This window comes from Nostocoides vanveenii (genome assembly GCF_039531165.1).
Lineage (GTDB): Bacteria > Actinomycetota > Actinomycetes > Actinomycetales > Dermatophilaceae > Nostocoides_A > Nostocoides_A vanveenii.
The window spans coordinates 20,744-42,716 of sequence record NZ_BAAAPN010000025.1 but is presented as its reverse complement, the minus strand read 5'-3'; the positions used below and the strand labels follow the sequence as shown (position 1 = coordinate 42,716).

Genomic DNA, 21,973 nt, shown 5'->3' with positions numbered 1-21,973 from the left:
GACGAGATGTTCGCCACCTTGCTAACGTCGGCCGATGGTCGAACTCGGTCTCATCTTTCCCCCGGACCAGCCTCCCGAGCACCTGATAAATGTCGCCAGGGCGGCTGAAGAGGCGGGCCTACCGGAGCTGTGGCTGTGGGAGGACTGCTTTGCCGAGGGCGGAATCTCTTGCGCGGCAGCCGCGCTCGCCGCCACCGACCGGCTGCGCGTCGGCATCGGCTTGTTGCCGGTGCCCCTGCGCAATGTCGCCCTCATGGCGATGGAGCTCGCCACGCTCGAGCGATTGCACCCCGGCCGGCTGTTGCCGGGGATCGGCCACGGCGTCCTGGGCTGGATGGGCCAGGCGGGCGTACGAGCCGCCTCCCCCTTGACTCTGCTGCGCGAATATGGGGGCGCGCTGAGGGCGCTGCTCGACGGTGAATCGGTCACGATGACGGGCCGGTATGTCGCTCTTGATCGCGTGCAGTTGCGGCACCCGACCGCGACGAGAGTGCCCCTGCTCGTCGGCGCCGAGGGCCCGAAAACCCTTGCGCTGGCCGGCGAAATCGGTGATGGCGTGATCTTCACCGGCGGCACGACCCCAGCTCAACTACGCCGGGGCTTGACCATCGCACACGAAGCCCGCACTGCCGCAGGCATCCTGGGGCCGCCAGATGCGATCGTCTTTGCCGCCGCCCACATCACCGCCCCGGCCGAGCAGATTGCCCAGGCTGTCACTGAGCTTGCCGACGCCGGCGCCCACCGGGTCGCGGTGTGCGCGCTCTCCCCCCACGGCCCACCGGACGGCACGCTCGCCCTGGTCGACTTCGCGGCCACCCTCCGCGACGTCCAGACGATGCTCTGAAGGTCAAGGCGAAGGTGGCTGGAGTGCCGAGTCTCCAGTGACATCGTGGCCGGTGTCGCGGTCGAGGCCCGCGCCGCCGAGCGGCTCGGTCCGCCAGAGCGCGACCCGCCAACCAGTGGCCGGGCTGCCATCGAGGGCGACGAGTCCGGTGTTGTGCACGCGCAGCGTGCCGAACTCCGCCACCCGGTCCGCTCCCGCACGCAACAGGGCGTAGCCGCGGATGGCGGCGCCGTGGCTGACGACGGCCACCGTGGCGTCCGGGCCGTGCGCTGCCGCGATCGCGGTGAGGGCCGCGTCGTAGCGCGCCAGGAAGTCATGTCCGCTCGACCCGCCAGGGATCACCCGGTCGAGGTCACCGAGCACCCAGGCCGCGACGGTGCCGACATAGGTCTCGATCGCCGTAGAGTCGCTCGCCATCTCCAGGTCGCCGGCGCTGATCTCCTCGATGCCCTCGATGACCTCGACGGACAGGCCGAGGGCTGCTGCCAGAGGCGCAGCGGTCTGTTGGGTGCGCACCAGCGGCGAAGCGTAGACCGCGCTGATCGGCTCACCCGCGAGCGCCGCGGGCAAGGCCGCGGCCTGGCGCCGACCCAGGTCGGTCAGGTCGGCGCCAGGCCGGGCGGTGTCGAGTGCGCCGACCACATTGCTCGGCGTTTGTCCGTGCCGGATCAGCAGCAGGCGCATCGGGTCGGTCAGGGGATCAGGCGGGCGATGATCTCGGCCGCAGCGTCCTTCGGGCTGGTGGTGAGCGCGTCGATGCGGACCTCGGCGGCGGTGGGCGCTTCATACGGGCTGTTGACGCCCGTGAAGTGCGTCAGCTCACCGGCGCGGGCGCGGGCATAGAGGCCCTTGGTGTCGCGCTTCTCCGCCTCTTCGAGCGGCAGGTCGACGAAGACCTCGACGAACTCGCCGTCCGCGATCAGGTCGCGCGCCATCCGCCGCTCGGCGGTGAAGGGCGAGATCGAGGAGACGATGACGATCAGGCCGGCGTCGGTCATCAGCTTGGCAACCTCCGCCAGGCGGCGCGCATTCTCGACACGGTCGGCGTCGTCGAAGCCGAGATCCTTGGACAACCCGTGCCGGATGTTGTCACCGTCGAGCAGGAAGGTATGCCGGTTCATCCGCGCCAACTGCACCTCCAGCTCGTTGGCGACCTCGGACTTGCCGGAGCCCGAGAGCCCGGTCAGCCAGACGACCGCCGGGGCCTGGTGCTTCATCCGAGCGTGGTGGCTGCGGTCGATGTCCAGGGCCTGCCAGGCGACATTCTTCGCCCGACGCAGCGCGAAGTGGATCATGCCCGCGGCGACGGTCGCGTTGGTCATCTTGTCGACGACGATGAAGCCACCGAGGTCGTGGCTTTGGGTATACGGCTCGAAGACGACCGGCCGGTCGGTGGAGAAGGTCACGACGCCGATCGCGTTGAGCCCCAATGTCTTTGCTGCCATGTGGTCCATGGTGTTGACATTGATGGCGTACTTCGGGCGCTCGAACTGCGCGGTGACCGTCGTCGTGCCGATCTTGATCCAATAGGGACGGCCGGGAAGCATCTCGGCGTCGTCCATCCACACCAGGTGGCACTCGAAGTGGTCGGCCGCCTCGGCCGGGGCCGAGTCGAGCACGAGGACATCGCCGCGCGAGCAGTCGATCTCGTCCTCGAGGGTCAAGGTGACGGCCTGCCCGACGACGGCCTCTTCGAGGTCGCCGTCGAAGGTGACGATCCGCGCGACCGTCGAGGTCTTGTTCGACGGCAGGACGCGCACCGAGTCACCCACCTTGACGATGCCATTGGCGATCGTGCCCGCGAACCCGCGGAAGTTGAGGTCGGGGCGCGTGACGCGCTGGACCGGCATACGGAACGGACGTGCCTGGTCGAGGGTCTGGTCGAGTTCGACCGTCTCGAGGTGATTCATCAGCGTGGTGCCGGTGTACCACGGCGTGTTCGGCGAATGGGTGGTGATGTTGTCGCCCAGGAAGCCCGAGATCGGAATGGCCGTGAAGTCGGCGATCCCGATCGAGTCGGCGAAGTCGCGATAGGCGGCGACGATCTCCTCGAAGCGGTCCTTGCTGTAGTCGACGAGGTCCATCTTGTTGACGGCAAGCACGATGTGCCGGATGCCGATCAGGTGCGCGAGGAAGCTGTGACGGCGGGTCTGGGTCAGCACACCCTTGCGCGCGTCGATGAGGATAACGGCGAGCTCGGCGGTCGAGGCGCCGGTGACCATATTGCGCGTGTACTGCTCGTGGCCGGGGGTGTCGGCGACGATGAACTTGCGCTTCTCGGTGCCGAAGAAGCGGTAGGCGACATCGATGGTGATGCCCTGCTCGCGCTCGGCGGCGAGGCCGTCGACCAGCAGCGCGAAGTCGATCGCTTCGCCCTGGGTGCCGACGCGCTTGGAGTCGGACTCCAGCGCCTGCAGGTGGTCCTCGAAGATCATGTGCGAGTCGTAGAGCATCCGCCCGATCAGGGTGGACTTGCCGTCATCGACCGACCCGCAGGTGATGAAGCGCAGCATCGTCTTGTGCTGGTGCGCGTCGAGATAGGCGTCGATGTCCTCGGCGATAAGGGATTCGACCTGGTAGATCGGCTCGTCGGTCGTCGTCATCAGAAGTAGCCTTCCTGCTTCTTCTTCTCCATGGACGCGGCGCTGTCGTGGTCGATCGCACGACCCTGGCGCTCGGACGTCGTGGTCAGCAGGATCTCCTGGATGACCTCGGGCAAGGTGTGGGCGGTGCTGTCGACCGCACCGGTCAGCGGGTAGCACCCCAGGGTGCGGAAGCGCACGCTACGCAGCTGCGGCACCTCGCCGGGAGCCAACGGCATACGGTCGTCGTCGACCATGATCGTCAGGCCGTCGCGCTCGACCACGGGCCGCTCGGCGGCGAAGTAGAGGGGGACGATCTCGATGCCCTCGAGGTGGATGTACTGCCAAATGTCGAGCTCGGTCCAGTTCGAGAGCGGGAAGACGCGCATCGACTCGCCCGGGTGCTTGCGGGCGTTGTAGAGCTTCCACAGCTCGGGGCGCTGGTTCTTGGGGTCCCATTGGTGGCGGGAGTTGCGGAAGGAGAAGACGCGCTCCTTGGCGCGCGACTTCTCCTCATCGCGCCGGCCGCCGCCGAAGGCTGCGTCGAAACCCCACTTGTCGAGCGCCTGCTTCAGGCCCTCGGTCTTCCACATGTCCGTATGCAGCGGGCCGTGATCGAAGGGATTGATCCCCTTCTCCTTGGCCTCCGGGTTCTGGTAGACGAGCAGCTCCATGCCGGCCTCGCGGGCGGCCTTGTCGCGCAACTCGTACATCGCCTTGAACTTCCACGTCGTGTCGACGTGGAGCAGCGGGAAGGGGGGTGGCGCGGGGTAGAAGGCCTTGCGGGCGAGGTGGAGCATCGTCGCGGAGTCCTTGCCGATGCTGTAAAGCATCACCGGGTTCTCCGCCTCGGCCACGACCTCCCGCATGATGTGGATTGCCTCGGCCTCGAGCCGCTGCAGGTGCGTCAGCGTGGAGGGCACAGTTTGCGCCATGGATCAGCCTTCCCTGAATGTCTCGATTGCGGCTGCTGCCCCCTGGCTGCCCGCCGACGCGGCGAACGGAGCGCCTGCGCCACACACGGTGACCGAGATTACCACCGGCCCCTCGAACTCCCGAAAACCCGCCGCCTGCTGACACCCGGCAACGCCGGATATCACCCCAACAACACGGCATGCAGCGCGGCCACGTCATCGATCACGTGGTCGGGCCCGGCCGCGACGAGGTCATCGCGCGCGCCGGCGCCCCAGGTCACGGCGATCGACGGCATACCGGCGGCTTGGGCGGCGCGGATGTCGACCACGGCATCGCCGACATAGACACACCGCTCGACCGGCGTGGAGAGCCGGGCCGCGCCATGGAGCAGGGGCGCCGGGTCGGGCTTGTGCTGTGACGTCGACTCCATGGTCGCCAGCAGTTCGATCCGACCCTTGAGATCGCTCAAGCGCAGCGCGTCCTCGGCCGTCGTCAACCGCTTGGAGGTGACCACGCCGAAGCGCGCCTGCGCCTCGTTTAGGTCCCTGACCAGGGCGTCGATCCCCGGGTAGCGGCGAATCAGGCGGGCCGCCTGGGCGAGATTCCACTCGATGTAGACGCGTTCGAGCTCGCGGGCGTGATCGGGGTATTCGTCCGCGAACACCTCGCCCAGCCGACGCCCGATCCAGCTGCGGATCACCGGCTCCGGACGGGTCTCGCCGACGACCTGGGTGAGCGCGTGGTCGAAGGAGGCGAGGATCAGCGGGATGGTGTCGACGAGGGTGCCGTCGAGATCGAACAGGATGCCGGCGCGCGGTGAGATCACCGGGATAGCCTGCCAGCGGCATACGTCCTCGGGACAGAGCCGTTCACCGGCGAGAAGGAGAAGGTATGGCGGCGCGCCCGCTCCCCGACCTCGTCCACCCCTCGTGGGCGGCAGCGCTGGCGCCGGTCGCGGAGGTAATCGCCGAGTTGGGCGAGTTCCTGCGCGCGGAGATCGCGGCCGGCCGCGGCTACCTCCCGGCCGGGCCACTGGTGCTGCGGGCGTTTGCCGCCCCGATGGACGCGGTGCGGGTGTTGATCGTTGGACAGGATCCCTATCCGACGCCGGGGCATCCGGTGGGGCTCTCGTTCTCGGTGGCACCCGATGTGCGCCCGATCCCGCGCAGCCTGGAGAACATCTACCGCGAGTTGCAGACCGACCTCGGCCTACCCGCGCCGACGACCGGCGACCTGACGCCATGGGCGGATCGGGGCGTGCTGCTGCTCAACCGCGTGCTCACGGTGCGGCCCGGCGCGTCTGCCTCGCACCGCGGGAAGGGCTGGGAGGAGGTCACGGGGTGCGCGATCGACGCGCTCGTGGTGCGCGGCGGCCCGCTCGTGGCGATCCTGTGGGGGCGGGACGCGCGCAACCTCCGCCCCCGGCTCGGGGCGACCGCCGCCATCGAGAGCGCGCACCCCTCGCCGCTGTCGGCGCACTCCGGCTTCTTCGGCTCGCGGCCCTTCTCGCGCGCCAATGCGGCACTCGTCGCCCAGGGCGCCGAGCCGCTGGACTGGTCCCTCCCGTGACCGGACTCTCGCCGGCCGGGCGAGCCGACAGCTTTCCCGCCCGATGCCACAACCCCGTCATGCGCAGGGGAAGATTTCCTATGCGAACAAGGACTTGCCGGCAGCGGGCGGGAAAGCCGACCACTGATGGGACTGCCGTATGACGCCCCACAGCTGGACCCGCTATGTCGCCATCGGCGACTCCTTCACCGAAGGGATGTGCGATCCACTGCCCGAGCCGTCGACCGGGTTCGTCGGGTGGGCAGACCGGCTCGCGGCGCACCTCGCGGGGGTGGCGGCCGAGGCCGGGGTTGACTTCGGCTATGCCAACCTCGCCGTCCGCGGCCGCAAGTTGGGCGATGTCGTCGGGCCGCAGTTGGACGCCGCCCTGGCGATGGCGCCCGATCTGGTCTCGATGGTCGGCGGCGGCAACGACATCCTGCGCCCCAGCGTCGACCTCGACGCGATCGCCGATCGTTTGGAAGCCGCCGTCGTGCGGATCCGAGCCACGGGCGCGGACGTGTTGCTCGCGACTCCGACCGACCCAGCCAAGGCGGGACTGTTCAAGGCGCTGCGACCGCGCCACGCGGTGCATACGGCCAATCTGTTCTCGCTCGCGGCCCGCCACGGGTGCGCGATCATCGACATCTGGGGACTCGACGCGCTCCAGGACTGGCGCATGTGGGCCGACGACCGCATCCACCTGACCAGCGAGGGACACCGCCGAGTGGCGCTCGCCGCCCAAGCCGCGCTCGGCTTCGACACCGATCGAGCGGACTGGGCGACACCACTGCCCCCGGCCGATCCTGCTGGCCGCCGCGAGGCCCTGTCCTCCCACTTGCACTGGGGCAGAACGCATTTGGGGCCCTGGGTGGATCGGCGACTCCACGGTCGGTCGTCGGGGGACGCGCAGACGGCCAAACGCCCAACCCTTGCGCCTGTCTCCGAACCCCGGGCCTAACGTCAGCTAGCAGCGTTTAGGTGACCTCCAGCAGGGTCTACCCTGCTCGACGTCACCCAGCCTGTGCTGAGTGCGGGCCATGAGGTCGGCCCCGGCCTCGCTCGCTACATTGGCCGGTATGCCCGTGTCCCGCCTGATGCCCGACGAACTCGGCGACGATCTCATCACCCTGGTCCGCCAGATCGCCGACAAGGAGTTGCGACCGCGCGTCGACGAGGCCGAGGCAGCGGCCGCCCGCGGCGCCGAACTGCCCCGCGACATCTTCACCACGCTCGGCGCGGCCGGCCTGCTCTCGCTGCCATATGCCGAGGAGTTCGGCGGCGGCGCTCAGCCCTACGAGACCTATTTGCAGGTCGTCGAGGAGATCGGCAGCGCCTGGATGAGCGTTGCCGTCGGGACGTCCGTGCACTCCCTGACGTGCTATCCCGTCGCCGCGTATGGCAGCCCAGAACAGCAGGCCGAGCTGCTCCCGGCGATGCTCTCCGGCGAGACGCTCGGGGCCTACTGCCTCTCCGAGCCGCTCGCGGGCTCCGACATCGCGTCCATGACGACGCGCGCCGTCGGTGACGGCACGGCATACGTGCTCAATGGGACGAAGTCGTGGATCTCGCACGCCGGGCACGCGGACTTCTACACGACCTTCGCGCGGACCTCGGACGACGGCGGGCGCGGGCTCTCGTGCTTCGTCGTCCCCGCCGACGCGCCCGGGCTGAGCTTCGGGACGCCGGAACGCAAGATGGGCCTGCACTGCGACCCGGTCAGCGAGGTGCTCTTCGACAATGTCCGAGTCGACGCGTCCCGCCGGATCGGGGCCGAGGGTCAGGGCATGGCCATCGCCTTGTCGGCGCTCGACTCCGGTCGCCTCGGAATCGCCGCTGCGGCAACGGGTTTGGCGCAGTCCGCGCTCGACCTGGCGACCAGCTACGCCAAGGACCGCGTCCAGTTCGGCCGGCCGATCGCGAGCAACCAGGGCCTCGCCTTCCTGATCGCGGACATGGCGGCGGCCGTCGGCGCCGCCCGCGCGAGCTATCTGTATGCCGCCCGGTTGCGCGACGCCCGACGGCCCTTCAGCGCCGAGGCAGCCACGGCGAAGCTGGTGGCCACGGACGCCGCCATGAAGGTCACCACCGACGCGGTCCAAGTTCTCGGGGGCGCGGGCTACACGGCCGATTTCCCAGCCGAGCGCTATTTCCGCGAGGCCAAGGTGACCCAAATCTTCGAGGGCACCAACCAGATCCAGCGGCTGGTGATCAGCCGGCACGCGCTCGGCGGCTGAACCGGACGACCCATCCGTTGACATACCGGGTATGGGGGTGGAAGATCGCGCCCGGGCCGGCGAAATACCGTATGCCCCGGCACCGATGGGAGGGGACGTCATGGGTTGTCGCGCACGCTCTCTGCTCCCTGCGCAGGCGCAATCCGTCCAATCTGGCGAAAAGCCGTTGCTGCGCGGCGATTTCCGCGGCTCGCCTGAGGCTGCCCTCACATCTCGCGATCGCAGGCAACCTTTCGGCGCGTGCACCCGTGAAACACCCAGAGGAAGTACGGCGAAGAATGGCCGATGGTCGCAGCCGGATCAGCCGCTCGGTTGATGGCGCCCGGCCGGCCACCGAGCAAGCTTCCCAACGGAAGGCCCCGCGGCAGCCGCTGACGGGATCGTGAATCGAGAAGGGCAAGGGGAATGACCAGACGAACCACCTGGGCCGCCACGGCCGCAATCGCGGCCCTCGCCGCCGGCGGGCTGGCACCGCTCGCGGCGAGCGCGCAGGCACCGAGCAATGTCACAGCCGATTGGCAGGCCACTGCGGCCACCAGCAGCCGGGCGGTCGTGTTGCCGACCGGGGACGTCATCCGGGCCCATGGCACGACCCCCGTGCTCCTGCACCGCGCCACCTCCGGCCCACTGGTCACTATGGCGATCGGCAAGGCCCGCTACGTCTACCCCGCGGCTCTGCAGCACCAGGTCGGCGGCGTCCTCGACGCCGCGCTTTTCGACGTCAACGCCGACGCCACCGGCAGCACCCGGGTCCCCGTCTCGATCCGGTATGCCAGCGCCGACGCCCCCACCGCCGTCCCCGGCATCGAGGTCACCGGGCGGAGCGGGTTGAGCGCCACCGGTTATGTCACACCCGCCAGCAGCCGCGCCCTTGGCCGAGCCCTCGCCACGCAGAGTGGCGACGCCCTCTTCGCCGGGGTGGCCAGCGTCCGGGCCATGCGCCCGAGCGCACCGACTCCCCAATGGCCTATGCACACCGTCACGGTCAACGTCGTCGACGACCAGGGCAAGCCCTTCGAGGGCATGTTCGGCTACCTCAACACCACCGACGCGCAGAAGGGTGGCGGCGTCGGCTTCGCCATCCGCGGCAAGGCCAAGATCAGCTTGCCCCAGGGAACCTGGCAATTCGTGGTGGTGGCGTCCAATGCGGACGCGACGAAGTCCTACATCGCCACCTCGCCCGAGGTCACAGTCAATAGCCCCCGGGATGTCCGCGTTGACGTTCGCTCGGCCACCACCCCAATCAGGACGACCCTGGCCAAGCCGGTGCGAGAGGGTGGCGCGGAGATCACCGAGTACGGCCGCGACATCGTCACGGGTGACTACTTCTCCGGGGCGTCCTGGGTGCTGCTGGGTGACTACGAAACAGGAGAGACCTTCGTGACTCCGACCGTGGGCGCCCTACACGGCACGCAACGCGTTGCGCAGGTCGTCGTCGCCGACGGGGGAAGCGCGTCGGCCCCCTACCGGTACTCGACGAATAGTGGCGTGACCGGCCGCATCCCGGCCAGCCCCATCATCGCGCGCGTCGATGCCTCGAACACGGCGATCTACCGCACCAAGCTGGTCGGCGGCTTCGACCTCGCCACCTCGATGTACGGCCGGTCGGCGAATCCGCCGACGGGTGGCTGGTCGGTGGGCATGCCGCCGCCGGCGCGCGCCTTCACCGAATACGTCTCCACCGGTGGCGGCCTGATCCACGGCGCCTCGCTGACGCAGTACATCAGCTTCGATCCCGTCTTCACCGAGAAGGGGGATTTCACCGAGGATGGGCACGTCGGCCCCAAGGCGGGCACGACCACCTCCGATGTCTGGGGCCAGGCCCCGCTGCATCAGGCCTTCCGGTCACCCGGTGTCGCACCGGCGCAGTCCTGCCCGGCGTGCCTCGGCTTCGGGTCCGGCGTCAAGGGTTTCACGATCGGTGCTCTCCCGCTGAGCGATCGCACGCATACGGGCAGCGGCGACTTCACCGAGCCGGACACCTTCACCTCGCACCTGACGATCAAGGCCGATGGCGCGACGATCATCGACCAGGACGGCCACCTCAGCGGCGCGACCGCCATCCCGGACAACACCAAGGTGCTGACCACCAGCCAGATCGCGTCCCGCTCGGGTGCACCGTTCACCCTCGCGACGACGATGACCACGACGATGTCGATCAAGACGTCATCCGCGGTCAACGCGCCGGCGACTTGGTGGTGTCTGACCCAGACGACGTGCAAGGTTCTGCCCTTCCTCTCGGTGGACTACGCCGCCGCGTCGACCGACGCGAACGTTCTCCCCGCCGGTAGGCAGTCGATCGGGCTCACGGTCAACCAAGTCGGGCGCACGGTCGCCCAGGGCGTCACCTCGGTCAAGGCGTGGGTGTCGTATGACGGCCGCACCTGGAGCGTCGCCCCCGTCACCGGATCCGGCGCGACGTATGCCGCCGCCCTCACCGTCCCCGCGGCCGGCGCTGGCCGCACCGTCGTCGGCCTCAAGGTCGCCGTGACCGACTCGGCCGGCACCACCTTGTCCGAGCAGATCGACGGCGCCTTCCTCCTGGCGCGCTGAGCGCCCGCGACTTCACGAGAGCGAGAGAAACAGACATGAATCGCATGACCATCCGACGTGGGCTCGTGGCGCTGGCAGGCGTCACCGTCGCAGGCACCGCTTTGATCCCCGCGCTCACGGCAAGCGCCGCACCCGCGGGAGCGGGCACCCATACGGCCGCGAAGCCGAGCGGGAAGCCGTGCTCCTCCGAGACGCGCGCCGGGTACAGCCGGTGCATGAGCCGCTTCCACGCCGGCTCCGGAGCGACCCCGGCCAAGGCGATGCCGTCGGGGCTATCCCCCGCCGATCTGCGCTCGGCCTACAAGCTTCCGGCGACTGGTGCGAACTCCACGGTCGCCATCATCATCGCCTTCGACGTTCCGAACGCCGAGAAGGACCTCGCGGTCTATCGCAAGACCATGGGGCTGCCGCCGTGCACCACGGCCAACGGCTGCTTCAGCAAGCTCAACCAGCGCGGTGAGCGGGGCAACTACCCACAGCCCGACGGCGGCTGGGCCCTGGAGGGTTCGATGGACCTCGACATGGTCTCCGCGGCGTGCCCGAGTTGCAAGATCCTGCTGATCGAGGCCGACGACAACTACAACAACAACCTTGCCGAGGCAACCCGCACCGCGTGGCGCAAGGGCGCCACGGTGACCTCGCACTCCTACGGCGGGCTCGAGACGGGCTACCTGTGGGCGGATCGGGACGCCTACGAGCACAAGGGCACGACGGCTGTCGCCTCCAGCGGCGACTACGGGTTCACGTCGGCAGCCGTGCCCGCGGCCTACCGCAAGGTCGTCGCGGTCGGCGGGACGACGCTCAACAAGGCGCCTGGCACGTCGCGCGGCTGGGACGAGGACGTCTGGGGCGGCAGCGGGAGCGGGTGCTCGGCATACGTCGCCAAGAGCCCGTGGCAGAAGGACACCCACTGCCAGATGCGCACGATCGCCGATGTGTCGGCGGTCGCCGACCCGGCCACCGGCGTCGCGGTCTATGACACCTACCCCAACCCCTTCGGCCTGCCCCCAGGCTGGGTCGTCGGTGGTGGCACCAGCGCGTCCGCGCCGATCATCGCGGGTCTGATCGGTCTGGCGGGCAATGGCGCAACCTATTCGTCGGCCCAGGCCTATCGCACGCCGAGCGCGTTCTACGACGTCGTCGGCGGCCGCAATGGCCCATGCGGCGGGGACTACCTGTGCAACGGCCTCAAGGGCTATGACGCGCCCACCGGCGTGGGTTCACCCAAGGGCCTCGGCGGGCTCTGAAACGCGCCACCTCAAACCCCGGTCCGGACACTGTCCGGGCCGGGGTTTTTCCGTGCGCGCCGACGCCCGGGTTTCGGGCGCGCCAGCGCCGGGTTCGGGCTTGTCCGTGGGCCTGGGCTCGGGCGGTGCAGGGTTCGGGCTTGTCCGTGGGCCTGGGCTCGGGCGGTGCAGGGGTTCGGGCTTGTCCGTGCCCGGCTGCCCAGCGGTGGCGAGGCAGTTGGGCCCGCGCGGAAGCGGGGATCCGCGGCGCATCGCGCTCACGGCGGGCGAACAGAGATTGCACAGGCGCACCAGCAGCCCCTACGGTGTGACCCGGTCCTCGGACCGCCACAACTGCACACACACTTCACCATTCATCCCGGGCGGCCGCGCGCCCAACCATCCAGCGGCCGCCGACGCGAGTCACTCGCACGGATGGCTGGGGGACCCACGTGTGGCCCGCATCGATGCCGGCCTTGGGGTGCAGCCGGCCGAGCCGGCGGGGAACCTGACCTCCCTAACCCGACAGCTAACCCCGGCGGCGCGACGTCAGGAAAGGGCACTCCCCCATGGCCATTCGCGCCACCCTCCGTTCATCCAGCCCGTATGCCGGCCGCCACCGCGCCGCCCGCCGCCCCAGTCGCGCGCTGCTCACCGCCGCCGGCTCGGCCGCGGCTGTCGGCGCCGTCCTCGCCCCGACCGCGGCGCACGCCGACACCGTGTGGGATGCGGTCGCCGACTGCGAGAGCAGCGGCAACTGGTCGATCAACACGGGCAACGGTTACTACGGCGGCCTGCAGTTCTCGGCATCCACCTGGACCGGCTTCGGCGGCGGCAAGTACGCGCCCTACGCCCACCAGGCCAGCAAGGGCGCCCAGATCTACATCGCTCAGGCCGTGCTGAAGGTCCAGGGCCCGGGTGCGTGGCCGGTCTGCGGCGCGCGGGCCGGCCTGACCGTGACCAACGGGCTCGCGGTCGACCCCTGGACCGACACCACGGGCTCGGGCGGCTCGACCGGTGGTAGCTCCTCGACCAAGCTCGTCGTCGACGGCGTGCTCGGACCCAAGACCTATGGCGCAATGGAGAAGTGGATCGGCCGGCCGGTCGACGGCAGCTTCACCCTCAGCGACCGCAAGGCCCTCCAGACCAAGCTCAAGGTCACTGCGGACGGCGTGATCGGCCCGATCACGACGAAGGCCCTGCAGAAGGTCGTCGCCCACACCCAGGACGGCATCTGGGATTCCAGTACGACCAAGGCCCTGCAGACCTACCTCAACAAGGTCCTCTGACAGCCCCCGTCGAGAGGCCGGTTCAGCCCCGTCGAGAGGCCGGTTCAGCCCCGTCGAGAGGCCGGTTCAGCCCCGTCGAGCGGCCCCGATCGGCGTTGGCCCGGCCCGCCCGGCCTACACGTCGGGACAGACCTGATGCTGGGGGACGCACCTTCGTCGGTTCGGTGGGATCCGGCGCCAGGCGGCACGCCAGCCGCCTGGCGTCCGGCGGTTGATATCCTCACCCGTGCCCTTCGGGGCGTCGGCCGACGTGGCGCAATTGGCAGCGCACCTGTCTTGTAAACAGGTGGTTGGGGGTTCGAGTCCCCCCGTCGGCTCTCTCTGACGCCCCCCAGAAATCCCTTCGTGGCCCAGGCCTCGTAGCGCCTCGCCTCCTGGGAGGCGGCCTGGGACCGCAGGTCAGTCCGGGTCCGGACCGGATGCGCGCGCCTCGTCGACATTCTTGATCGCGTCCTGCAGTCTGGCGATCCAGTCGGCTTCGTGCTGACCGACGAGCCGCACGCACCAGGCCAGCGCGTCCGCGCGCGATCGAGCCACGCCGCCGGCGACCAGGGTGTCGAGGACCAACCGCTCGGGCTGACGTAGCCGCGTCATTACTGGCGTCGCGAGGTGGGTGAAGAGCACACCCATCTCCCCGCTCCGGGCGCCCCAGGCCACCTTGCGATTGAACGCGTCCTCAAGTCCGCGCGCGATGCGCATGCGCTGCTCGCGGGTGGCTTCGCGGAACCGGTCGATGCGGTCGGTATCGTCCCCGGCCGCGTCCTGGCCGGGGGTGGCCGGGACCCGGCCGATGATGGTGATCTCCTCGCGGTCGATGCGCACGTCGGGAGCGCCGTCGAAAAGATCCACCGGTATGACTTTCAGAACCTCAGTCGTAATCTCCATGGTTGATTACACCATTACATGACCATCCCTGCAAGCGTTATGCCCCGGTCGAGGCACGACCCTCCCACGCAGGTGGTCGCGTGGAAGGCCGAGCCGAGCGATAGCGTGGCGGGCACGGCATACGGGCAGCGAAGGAGCCAGCCATGGACGGGCCAGGTCGGATCATCGAGCAGCGGGGGCTGTGGTTCGAGGAGTTCGAGGTGGGCGCCACCTATCGGCACCGGCCGGGCCGGACGGTCACCGAGGCCGACAATGTGGTCTTCACGACGCTGACGATGAATACTCAGCCGTTACACCTCGACGCGGCGATCTCCGATGCGCTCCCGCCCTTCCATGCGCGGCTGGTGAACTCGATGTTCACCCTCTCCACGCTGGTCGGTCTCTCGGTCGCGCAGCTGACGCAGGGCACGCTCGTGGCCAATCTGGGCTTCTCGGCGATCGCCTTCCCCGCCCCCGTCTTCATCGGCGACACCTTGTATGCCGAGACCCTTGTCACCGACAAGCGCCCGTCGCGCAGCCGTCCGGGCGAAGGCATCGTGAGCCTGGAGCACACCGCGCGCAATCAGTCGGGGACAGTGGTCGCGACGGCCGCCCGGCAGACGCTCGTTCGGCTCCAGCCCGCAGAGCAGCACGTATGACCGCCTGGCAGCCCGGCCCGGCGTGGCTCTTCTGCCCCGCGGACCGGCCCGACCGTTACGCAAAGGCAGCGGGACGCGCCGATGTCGTGATCATCGACCTCGAGGACGCCGTCGCTCCGGATCGCAAGGCACAGGCTCGGGCCGACCTGACGGCATACGGCGATTGCGATCCGGAACGCACCCTCGTGCGCGTCAATCCGGCGGGCACCGCCGACCACGAGCGTGACCTGGAAGCGTTGGCGCGCAACCAGATTCGCCGGGTTATGCTGGCCAAGACCGAGCTGCCGGAGGACGTCACCGGCCTGAGTGGGTATGACGTGGTCGCTCTCTTCGAGACCCCGCGCGGCATCGTCCGCGCCGCCGAGATCATGCGCGTCCCGCACGTCGTGGGCGCGATGTGGGGCGCCGAGGACCTCGTCGCCGCCATGGGCGGCACCTCCAGCCGGGACGCTGTCGGCGCGTATCGGCCGTATGCCGTGCACGCCCAGAGCGTTGCCCTTCTCGCCGCGAAGGCCGAGGGCAAACTCGCCATCGACGCCGTGCATCTCGACATCCCGGATCTCGACGGGCTCCGGGCGGAGACGGCGACTGCCGCGGCGTCCGGCTTCGACGCCAAGGCGCTAATCCATCCGGGGCACGTGGGGGTGGTCCGCGAGGTCTATGCGCCCACCCCTGAACGCGTGGCTTGGGCCGAGCGGGTGCTCGCAGGCGTGGCCGAGCACGGCGCCGGGGTATTTAGCCTCGACGGTCAAATGGTGGACGGCCCGGTCGTTGCCCAGGCCCGACGGGTGCTGGGCTGGGTTGCCAACTGAGTCTGGTACGGCCTCAGCGGCCAGGAACGACGTGGGCAGCTGGTCCGCTGCCGCGAAACGCAATCCCCAGTCGTCACTGAACCGGCCACTTGACGGGGCTGAACCGGCCACTCGACGGGGCTGAACCGGCCACTCGACGGGCTGTGACCGGCTAGTCACGCGCAGACTGCAGGACTCAGACGGGTGCAGGACGCGGAATAGGTCAGCCGCGGTCGACGCGAGTTTCGTCGATGGTGGTGCCCGTTGGGGTCGGTCGACGTGACCCGGGTGGCGTTGTAGCCGCCGGCGCGGCGCGACCCGGCTTGCGCTAGGAAAGACAGCACGATGGCGAGTGCGCCCGCGCCCATGCAGATATAGCCGATCATCGTCAGGTCCACAGCGCTGATGCTGTCGCGGACGGCGAAGGACAGGATCGCCCCGACGACGAGCAGGAAAATACCGAGTCCGATGTACATGAAGGTGCTCGTTACACGTGTGAGGGCGGGGATCACCCGCCCGGTCGTTACCGAGCGTAGGTCGGTGCGTCGCCGGATGGTGGGTTAGTGTCCGCCCAAACCCGCCTCGGCGCAGTTCGCCCCGAGCTCGACGCACTCGCGCACAGCCGACTGGAAACGGCCCTGGACCCGCCTTTCGATGACCCTTAACCGGCCTCTCGACGACCCTGAACCGGCCTTTCGACGGGGGTCAGGGGATCAGAGGCGGCGGTCGGCGAGGACCGGGAACTCCTGCCGGTAGGTCGCCATGTCGGCGAGATCGACGTCGACCGACAGCACCTCCTGGCCCGCCCCGGCTTCGGCGAGCACCTCACCGCGCGACGAGACCACCTGCGAGCGACCGCCCATCTCATAGCCCGCGTGCGTGCCCGCCGTATTGCAGGCGATCAGCACGCACTGGTTCTCGATCGCCCGCGCACGACCAAGCAACGACCAGTGCCCGATGCGCGCGGCCGGCCACGCCGCTGGCACCAGGAAGACCTCAGCCCCAGCCGACACCTGGCGCCGGTAGAGCTCGGGGAAGCGCAGGTCGTAGCACGTCGACAACATCGCCGTCGCGCCCTCGGGATGCAGCCCGACGCGCGCCAGCGGCTCGGTCCCGGCTTCCATCAGTTTCGGTTCCCCCGAGCCGAAACCGAAGCGGTGCACCTTGCGATAGATGGCCACCGGATCGCCCGCCGGGGACAGCACGACGGAGGTGTTCGAAAGCGAATGCCCTTCGGGCCCAGGAGCTTTCAGCCGCTCCACCAACGACCCCATGTGCAAGAGCACGCCGGCATCGCGCGCCGCGCGAGCCATCGCCGCCACGATCGACGGATTGCCGTCCTCCCCCACGGACTCCAGATCAAGCGCCTCGGCGAGCCCGTCCCAGCGTCGGTAGTCGAAGCCGGTCATCGGCCACAGCTCGGGCAGGATCACCAAATCGTGCCCCCGCTGCGCGCGCACCAGGTCGGCCGCGCGTGCGACGCGTTCGGCCATCGGCTCGTGATCGTCATACGCCAGTTGGATGACGGCGACCTTCATCGGCCGGCCCCCTTTCGGTCGCGCTCGGCCAGCGAGGCGAGATAGGCGTTGTATGCCGTGAGTTCGGCGTCGTGGTCACGGTCCGCCTGCCGATCGAGCCGGACGGTCTCACGGCGATCCTGCCGCAGCCATTGAATCGTGACCATGATCGCCAGCGCCAGGGTGGGCGCCTCGCCGATCCCCCAGGCGATCGCTCCACCGCGCTGCTGATCCGGGATCGGGTCGGGCAGCCAGCCCAGGCCCAAGTTGGAGTAGAAGTCCGGCGCGAGCAGGGTGGTGCTTCCGGTGATGATCACGCCGAGGAAGGCGTGGAAGCTGATCGTCGCGAAGAGCACCACCAGCAGGATCAGCGGCGACCACTTCTTGGGGCCGGGATCGGTGCCGACCAGCACCCAGGCGAACAGATAGCCCGAGAGCAGGAAGTGCACGGTCATCAGCACGTGCCCGGTGTGCGTGGCGAGCGCGTAGGTGAAGAGCGGCGTGAAATAGAAGGTCGCCAGGCTGAAGAAGAAGATCACCGCGGCGACCACGGGGTTGGCGACGAACTGCAGATAGCGCGAATGCACCAGCGCGAGGACGAACTCCCGCGGACCCATCGTCTTGTCGGGCCGCGCCGGCAGAGCCCGCAGCGCCAGCGTGATGGGCGCCGCCGGCACGAGGAACAGCGGCACCAGCATCGCGATAGTCATGTGCATGATCATGTGCCAGGAGAACATGATCCGGCCGTAGACCCCGGGCGCTCCGCACATCGCATACACGAAGATCAGCCACCCGATCACCCAGATCAGCGTCTGCCAAGCCGGCCAGCGCACGCCCCGCGCCCGCAGCCGCAGCGCCCAGCGGACATAGATCCCGATGGCGAGGGCCGCGATCGCGACCCATAACCAGTCCGTATGCCAGACGCTCACCCACGCGTCCGCGGGCGGTGGCCCGGGGTCGGGGTAACCGGTCAGGCGATAGACCGAGGTCGGGTCCGGCGAGAGTTTGCCGAGGGCCGGGGGCGGGCTGGCCGCGAGCGCGACGGCCGTGCCGAGGGCGACCCCCATCAGCACCAACTCACCGAGCACCAGCCGCACAAAAGCGGTTCGGTCATCGGCATCCGTGTCCAGCCGGGCGACCAGCCGGCGCCGGTGCCACCAGCCGGCGACGCCGAGCAGCACCAGCGCGCTCGCCTTGACCATGAGCATCGCGCCATATGCCGTGGCCAGGTCCCCGATCGCAGAGAGGTTGAACCACGCGGCGAGCAGGCCGCTGAGGGCGATCGCGGCATACGACCAGCCGGCGAGTGTGGAGAAGCGAGCGGTGGTGACCGCGAGATGGGGCGCCAGCGACCGGCTCATGATCGCCAGGGCGAGCAGGCCACCGACCCAGCTGGTCACGGCGATCAGGTGCACGGCGAGCGCATTGATCGAGCTCATGTGGTCGCGGCTGACGGCCGAGTGCCCCGCCAGAGCTTGTGGCATGAGCGCCAGCCAGCCGAGCACGGTCACCCACGCCAGCCCCTGGGTCCCACGCGCGCTCCCGGTCAACACGATGATCGCTCCGACAACGATCAGCGACAGGATCGACATCCGGGTCGGGGCCAGTTCGAAGGCGAGCCCGAAGAATTGCGACCAGTAACGCGGCTGGGCTGGCGTCAGGCCGGAGATCTCGGCGAAGTCGCCGAGGAGGGCGATGACCAGGCCGGCCAGCCACAGGCCGGCACTCATCCCGGCCAGCCGGGTGGCCGTGGCCCGCCGGTGCGTGCGGGTGGTTTCCGGTGCGAGGAAGGCGCCGAGGATGGCGAGGCCGATCGTCGCGCAGGCGCCGAGATCGCGTAGGACGCGCCCGATCGGCACGCTCCACCGGGCGATCGGTCCCGGGTCGCCGATCGCATAGGCCGCGACCGCCCCGCCCAGCGCCGCGAAGATCGCCACGGCGAGCAGCGCGGGCAGGCCGAGGACCAATCCCGGGCGCCGGTCGACGGCGCCGCGTTCCGATGTCACGAGACCAGACTAAGTACGCTGTACCGATGCCCATCCACCCGCCCGCCCCAGCCGACCTGCCGGGGCTTTTTGCCGCGTGGCGAGCGAGCATCGCGGCCCTGGTAGATCTGGGCCGGGCGTGCTCGGACGCCGACTTCGCCCGCCCGACTGCCTGCCCCGGGTGGAGCGTCCAGGATCAACTCGCCCACGTGGCGAGCGTCGAGTCCCTGCTCACGGGGGCCGAACCACTGTCGGCCGACGTGCCCCACTACCCGCACATTCGGCACGAGATGGGCGCCTTCATGGAAGAGGGCGTCGAGGCCCGGCGCCGGTGGGCGGGTGCCGCGGTCGTGGACGAGTTGGATGCCGTTCTCGCCCAGGGCGAGAGCACGTATGTCGCCCCCGGCCGCACGCTCGACGCCCCCGTTGCCTCCCCGCTGGGTGAGATGACGGTCGGCGACCTGCTCACGCTGCGGATCATGGACGCCTGGGTGCACGAGCAGGATGTTCGCGCCGCCCTAGAGCGGCCCGGGGGGTGGGATACCGGCGCCGCGGCGGTCTTCGTCGAGGGCGCTTTCACCCGCCTGCCACGACTGCTCGGCCCCATGCTGCGGCCCGGCGAGGCCGTGCTCTTCGCGGTCACCGGCCCGGTGGCGGGCGCCACCGGCGTTGGCTTGCTGGCCCTGTCGGACGAGCCAGGCGAGGTCGCCCTGGCCCAGTTGGACGACCCGGGCCAGTGGGCGGGCGAGGTCGCCCTCGTGCCGCTGAGCACCGAGACCTTCACCCGGCGCGCGGCCGGCCGCATCCCGGCAACTGCCGCCCGTGGCACTGGTAGCGGCGCTGGTCCCGGGACTGACGGCGGCGTTGGTGACGGCACCCGCAGCAACGCTGGCGATGACCGCACTGTCAGCGCGGGCCATGGCGAGACGCCTGACGGCGCGAGCGACAGCCTGGCTCAGCGGGCCCTGGAGGCGCTGGCCTTCGTCCCGTGACCCGCGCCCGCGGGCGGTGAGTTGCGCTCGGGGGTGGGGACACGGCATACGGCCGGTGAGAGGTCATGAGCAGGGATTTTGCGAATCTGTCGCCCGCCTATCCCGGGCGCGCGCCCTGGGGGACGGCGTCCTCGCTGCGGGCCTGGCAGGCCGCCGCGCTGGAGCAGTACCTCACCGACGGGCCGCGGGACTTCCTCGCCGTCGCGACCCCGGGAGCCGGCAAGACGACCTTCGCGCTGCGCGTCGCGCGGGAACTGCTCGACGCGCGGATCATCACCAAAATCACCGTCGTCACCCCGACCGAGCACTTGAAGGTCCAGTGGGCCGACGCCGCGCACCGGGCGGGCATCGCGCTCGACCCCGGCCTGGGCGGATCGCGTCGCGGCCGCTCGCGCGAGTTCGCCGGGACCGCCGTGACGTATGCCGGCGTAGCCGCGCGCCATTTTCACTACCGGGCGGTGACCGAGAACTCCAACATGCTGGTGATCCTCGACGAGATCCACCACGCCGGCGACGCGCGGACGTGGGGAGAGGCGGTCGCTGAGTGCTTCGCGCCCGCGCGGCGGCGGCTGGCCCCGACGGGGACGCCGTTTCGGTCCGACGACAACCCCATTCCTTTTGTGCGGTATGAGGAGTTGGCGGACGGGTCGCGGCGATCGGCGGCGGACTACACCTACGGGTATGCCGAGGCGTTGCGCGATCACGTCGTGCGGCCGGTGCTGTTCATGGCCTATGGCGGGCCGATGCGGTGGCGGACCAAGGCGGGCGATGAGCTGGAGGCGCAGCTCGCCGAGCCGATGACCAAGGACCTCACCGCGCACGCCTGGCGAACGGCGCTTGACCCCAAGGGCCAATGGATTCAGGCGGTGCTGCGGGCGGCCGATGTGCGGCTGACCGAGACCCGGCGGCACGTGCCGGATGCGGGCGGTCTGGTGATCGCGACCGACCAGGCGCAGGCACGGGCATACGCCCGGGTGCTCGCGGAGGTCAGCGGCGAGAAGCCCACGGTGGTGCTCTCGGACGACACCGGGTCCTCGCGCAAGATCGAGGAGTTCGCCGAGTCCGAGTCGCGGTGGCTGGTGGCCGTGCGGATGGTGTCGGAGGGCGTCGACGTGCCCCGGCTCGCGGTCGGCGTCTATGCGACGGCGACGTCGACGCCTTTGTTCTTCGCGCAGGCAATCGGGCGCTTCGTGCGGGCCCGGCGACGAGGCGAGGTGGCGACCGTCTTCGTGCCGAGCGTGGCGCCCTTGCTGGCGAATGCCGCTGCGCTGGAACGCGAACGCGATCACGTGATCGGTGCGCGCGCGGGCGAGGAGATCTCGGAGGAGGAGCTGCTGGCGCGGGCCAACCGGGAGGACTCGGCGGCGGACGACCTGCTCGGCGAATGGGAGGCGCTGGACTCGCAGGCGCATTTCGACCATGTGCTGTTCGACGCGCACCAGTTCGGGCTGCAGGCGGCCGCTGGGACTCAGGACGAGTTGGACTATCTCGGGTTGCCCGGGCTGCTGGAGCCGGACCAGGTGCGCGAGGTGCTCCACGACCGGCAGCGCCGGCACGCCGCGCGCCAGTCGCGCCGGGAGCGGCGCGAGAAGGTGACGCCCGAGGTGTCGCTGCACCGGGCCCTGGAGGCCCAGCGCAAGTTGCTGAACTCGCTGGTCAGCCAGCTCGCGCACACGCGCGGGGTGCCCCACTCGCACGTGCACGCCGAGTTGCGCCGCCAGGCCGGTGGCCCCCCGCTCTCGCGGGCAACGACCGAGGAGGTCGAGGCCCGGATCGTCCTGATCCGGCGTTGGCACGCCGATTCGCGCGCCTGACCCCCGGACCTAACCTCTGCTAGCAGGGTTTAGGGGCACGTCCAGCAGGGTAGACCCTGCTCGACGTCACCCAACCTGTGCTGAGTCGCCGTATGCCGCGGGGCTTGGGCGCGCTCCACGTCAACACCGACAACCATCAACGGAGACGTACGTCGGT

20 protein-coding genes, 1 tRNA gene and 1 riboswitch are annotated in these 21,973 nt (G+C 69.7%); of the genes, 13 read left to right on the top strand and 8 right to left on the bottom strand.

What is annotated here, in order from left to right; genetic code table 11:
- The first annotated feature begins 34 nt into the window (after window positions 1-34).
- Window positions 35-844: an LLM class flavin-dependent oxidoreductase gene (locus ABD209_RS04925; RefSeq protein ID WP_344062937.1), complete on the top strand. Its 810-nt coding sequence runs from the start codon at window positions 35-37 to the stop codon at window positions 842-844.
- Window positions 845-847: 3 nt separating this feature from the next.
- Here the strand turns inward: ABD209_RS04925 and ABD209_RS04920 are convergent, their stop codons facing one another.
- The 3 genes from ABD209_RS04920 to cysD are packed head-to-tail and all read right to left on the bottom strand — an operon-like array spanning window position 848 to window position 4,361.
- Window positions 848-1,528 (bottom strand): histidine phosphatase family protein, encoded by a 681-nt coding sequence (locus ABD209_RS04920; protein ID WP_324386319.1) that lies wholly within the window; start codon window positions 1,526-1,528, stop codon window positions 848-850.
- A gap of 8 nt (window positions 1,529-1,536) precedes the next feature.
- A complete protein-coding gene (gene cysN / locus ABD209_RS04915) occupies window positions 1,537-3,447 on the bottom strand; it encodes a sulfate adenylyltransferase subunit CysN (RefSeq protein ID WP_324386318.1) in 1,911 nt (636 codons plus the stop codon).
- Window positions 3,447-4,361 (bottom strand): sulfate adenylyltransferase subunit CysD, encoded by a 915-nt coding sequence (gene cysD, locus ABD209_RS04910; RefSeq protein ID WP_324386317.1) that lies wholly within the window; start codon window positions 4,359-4,361, stop codon window positions 3,447-3,449. Before cysD ends, cysN begins: the two co-directional genes overlap by 1 nt.
- On the opposite strand from cysD, the gene ABD209_RS04905 reads away from it, so the two are divergent.
- The gene (locus tag ABD209_RS04905; protein ID WP_324386316.1) at window positions 4,360-4,503 is read left to right on the top strand and encodes a hypothetical protein; all 144 of its coding nucleotides are present in this window, start codon (window positions 4,360-4,362) and stop codon (window positions 4,501-4,503) included. The two genes, cysD and ABD209_RS04905, sit on opposite strands and share 2 nt — an antisense overlap.
- 19 nt (window positions 4,504-4,522) lie before the next feature.
- Here the strand turns inward: ABD209_RS04905 and ABD209_RS04900 are convergent, their stop codons facing one another.
- Window positions 4,523-5,167 carry an HAD family hydrolase gene (locus ABD209_RS04900; protein ID WP_344062931.1) on the bottom strand — a complete coding sequence of 215 codons (645 nt, stop codon included), beginning with the start codon at window positions 5,165-5,167 and terminating at the stop codon, window positions 4,523-4,525.
- A 65-nt stretch (window positions 5,168-5,232) separates the two neighbouring features.
- Here ABD209_RS04900 and ABD209_RS04895 point away from each other — a divergent pair, with 65 nt between their 5' ends.
- The 7 genes from ABD209_RS04895 to ABD209_RS04865 all read left to right on the top strand — a co-directional run bounded on the left by ABD209_RS04895 (window position 5,233) and on the right by ABD209_RS04865 (window position 13,511).
- The gene (locus ABD209_RS04895) at window positions 5,233-5,910 is read left to right on the top strand and encodes a uracil-DNA glycosylase (RefSeq protein ID WP_344062928.1); all 678 of its coding nucleotides are present in this window, start codon (window positions 5,233-5,235) and stop codon (window positions 5,908-5,910) included.
- 139 nt (window positions 5,911-6,049) lie between these two features.
- On the top strand, window positions 6,050-6,850 hold the full coding sequence (locus ABD209_RS04890) for an SGNH/GDSL hydrolase family protein (protein WP_344062925.1): 801 nt from the start codon (window positions 6,050-6,052) through the stop codon (window positions 6,848-6,850).
- Between the two features lie 118 nt (window positions 6,851-6,968).
- Window positions 6,969-8,126 carry an acyl-CoA dehydrogenase family protein gene (locus ABD209_RS04885; RefSeq protein WP_344062922.1) on the top strand — a complete coding sequence of 386 codons (1,158 nt, stop codon included), beginning with the start codon at window positions 6,969-6,971 and terminating at the stop codon, window positions 8,124-8,126.
- A gap of 405 nt (window positions 8,127-8,531) precedes the next feature.
- A complete protein-coding gene (locus tag ABD209_RS04880; protein WP_344062919.1) occupies window positions 8,532-10,679 on the top strand; it encodes a hypothetical protein in 2,148 nt (715 codons plus the stop codon).
- A 44-nt stretch (window positions 10,680-10,723) separates the two neighbouring features.
- A complete protein-coding gene (locus ABD209_RS04875) occupies window positions 10,724-11,926 on the top strand; it encodes a S53 family peptidase (RefSeq protein ID WP_344062916.1) in 1,203 nt (400 codons plus the stop codon).
- A gap of 380 nt (window positions 11,927-12,306) precedes the next feature.
- Window positions 12,307-12,463, top strand: a riboswitch (cyclic di-AMP (ydaO/yuaA leader).
- Window positions 12,464-12,474: 11 nt separating this feature from the next.
- On the top strand, window positions 12,475-13,194 hold the full coding sequence (locus ABD209_RS04870) for a transglycosylase family protein (RefSeq protein ID WP_344062912.1): 720 nt from the start codon (window positions 12,475-12,477) through the stop codon (window positions 13,192-13,194).
- 244 nt (window positions 13,195-13,438) lie between these two features.
- Window positions 13,439-13,511 (top strand) — tRNA-Thr (locus tag ABD209_RS04865).
- Between the two features lie 82 nt (window positions 13,512-13,593).
- Here the strand turns inward: ABD209_RS04865 and ABD209_RS04860 are convergent.
- Window positions 13,594-14,079 carry a hypothetical protein gene (locus ABD209_RS04860; RefSeq protein WP_344062909.1) on the bottom strand — a complete coding sequence of 162 codons (486 nt, stop codon included), beginning with the start codon at window positions 14,077-14,079 and terminating at the stop codon, window positions 13,594-13,596.
- Window positions 14,080-14,222: 143 nt separating this feature from the next.
- Between ABD209_RS04860 and ABD209_RS04855 the strand changes: the two genes are divergently transcribed.
- A complete protein-coding gene (locus tag ABD209_RS04855) occupies window positions 14,223-14,717 on the top strand; it encodes a MaoC family dehydratase (protein WP_344062906.1) in 495 nt (164 codons plus the stop codon).
- Entirely contained in the window at window positions 14,714-15,529 is an 816-nt protein-coding gene (locus ABD209_RS04850) for an HpcH/HpaI aldolase/citrate lyase family protein (protein ID WP_344062903.1), read from the top strand. The genes ABD209_RS04855 and ABD209_RS04850 overlap by 4 nt, the downstream gene beginning before the upstream one ends.
- Window positions 15,530-15,684: 155 nt before the next feature.
- On the opposite strand, the gene ABD209_RS04845 is transcribed toward ABD209_RS04850, so the two are convergent.
- The 3 genes from ABD209_RS04845 to ABD209_RS04835 form a co-directional block, all read right to left on the bottom strand.
- Window positions 15,685-15,984 carry a DUF6458 family protein gene (locus ABD209_RS04845; RefSeq protein ID WP_344062900.1) on the bottom strand — a complete coding sequence of 100 codons (300 nt, stop codon included), beginning with the start codon at window positions 15,982-15,984 and terminating at the stop codon, window positions 15,685-15,687.
- A gap of 237 nt (window positions 15,985-16,221) precedes the next feature.
- Complete coding sequence (locus tag ABD209_RS04840; protein WP_344062898.1) at window positions 16,222-17,046, bottom strand: nitrilase-related carbon-nitrogen hydrolase; 825 nt, start codon at window positions 17,044-17,046, stop codon at window positions 16,222-16,224.
- Complete coding sequence (locus ABD209_RS04835; RefSeq protein ID WP_344062895.1) at window positions 17,043-19,031, bottom strand: bifunctional copper resistance protein CopD/cytochrome c oxidase assembly protein; 1,989 nt, start codon at window positions 19,029-19,031, stop codon at window positions 17,043-17,045. The genes ABD209_RS04840 and ABD209_RS04835 overlap by 4 nt, the downstream gene beginning before the upstream one ends.
- A 26-nt stretch (window positions 19,032-19,057) precedes the next feature.
- Here ABD209_RS04835 and ABD209_RS04830 point away from each other — a divergent pair, with 26 nt between their 5' ends.
- Together ABD209_RS04830 and ABD209_RS04825 are read left to right on the top strand one after the other, a co-directional pair.
- Entirely contained in the window at window positions 19,058-20,002 is a 945-nt protein-coding gene (locus tag ABD209_RS04830; protein WP_344062892.1) for a maleylpyruvate isomerase family mycothiol-dependent enzyme, read from the top strand.
- 65 nt (window positions 20,003-20,067) lie between these two features.
- Window positions 20,068-21,816, top strand: coding sequence for a DEAD/DEAH box helicase (locus ABD209_RS04825; protein ID WP_344062889.1), 1,749 nt, complete (start codon window positions 20,068-20,070; stop codon window positions 21,814-21,816).
- The last annotated feature ends 157 nt before the right edge of the window (window positions 21,817-21,973 follow it).

Excerpts from the sequence above, each read along its gene's own strand:
- ABD209_RS04925 (WP_344062937.1), top strand. The coding sequence starts at position 35 with ATGGTCGAACTCGGTCTCATCTTTCCCCCGGACCAGCCTCCCGAGCAC.
- ABD209_RS04920 (WP_324386319.1), bottom strand. The coding sequence starts at position 1,528 with ATGCGCCTGCTGCTGATCCGGCACGGACAAACGCCGAGCAATGTGGTC.
- cysN (WP_324386318.1), bottom strand. The coding sequence starts at position 3,447 with ATGACGACGACCGACGAGCCGATCTACCAGGTCGAATCCCTTATCGCC.
- ABD209_RS04905 (WP_324386316.1), top strand. The coding sequence starts at position 4,360 with ATGGATCAGCCTTCCCTGAATGTCTCGATTGCGGCTGCTGCCCCCTGG.
- cysD (WP_324386317.1), bottom strand. The coding sequence starts at position 4,361 with ATGGCGCAAACTGTGCCCTCCACGCTGACGCACCTGCAGCGGCTCGAG.
- ABD209_RS04895 (WP_344062928.1), top strand. The coding sequence starts at position 5,233 with ATGGCGGCGCGCCCGCTCCCCGACCTCGTCCACCCCTCGTGGGCGGCA.
- ABD209_RS04890 (WP_344062925.1), top strand. The coding sequence starts at position 6,050 with ATGACGCCCCACAGCTGGACCCGCTATGTCGCCATCGGCGACTCCTTC.
- ABD209_RS04885 (WP_344062922.1), top strand. The coding sequence starts at position 6,969 with ATGCCCGTGTCCCGCCTGATGCCCGACGAACTCGGCGACGATCTCATC.
- ABD209_RS04880 (WP_344062919.1), top strand. The coding sequence starts at position 8,532 with ATGACCAGACGAACCACCTGGGCCGCCACGGCCGCAATCGCGGCCCTC.
- ABD209_RS04875 (WP_344062916.1), top strand. The coding sequence starts at position 10,724 with ATGACCATCCGACGTGGGCTCGTGGCGCTGGCAGGCGTCACCGTCGCA.
- ABD209_RS04870 (WP_344062912.1), top strand. The coding sequence starts at position 12,475 with ATGGCCATTCGCGCCACCCTCCGTTCATCCAGCCCGTATGCCGGCCGC.
- ABD209_RS04860 (WP_344062909.1), bottom strand. The coding sequence starts at position 14,079 with ATGGAGATTACGACTGAGGTTCTGAAAGTCATACCGGTGGATCTTTTC.
- ABD209_RS04855 (WP_344062906.1), top strand. The coding sequence starts at position 14,223 with ATGGACGGGCCAGGTCGGATCATCGAGCAGCGGGGGCTGTGGTTCGAG.
- ABD209_RS04850 (WP_344062903.1), top strand. The coding sequence starts at position 14,714 with ATGACCGCCTGGCAGCCCGGCCCGGCGTGGCTCTTCTGCCCCGCGGAC.
- ABD209_RS04845 (WP_344062900.1), bottom strand. The coding sequence starts at position 15,984 with ATGTACATCGGACTCGGTATTTTCCTGCTCGTCGTCGGGGCGATCCTG.
- ABD209_RS04840 (WP_344062898.1), bottom strand. The coding sequence starts at position 17,046 with ATGAAGGTCGCCGTCATCCAACTGGCGTATGACGATCACGAGCCGATG.
- ABD209_RS04830 (WP_344062892.1), top strand. The coding sequence starts at position 19,058 with ATGCCCATCCACCCGCCCGCCCCAGCCGACCTGCCGGGGCTTTTTGCC.
- ABD209_RS04825 (WP_344062889.1), top strand. The coding sequence starts at position 20,068 with ATGAGCAGGGATTTTGCGAATCTGTCGCCCGCCTATCCCGGGCGCGCG.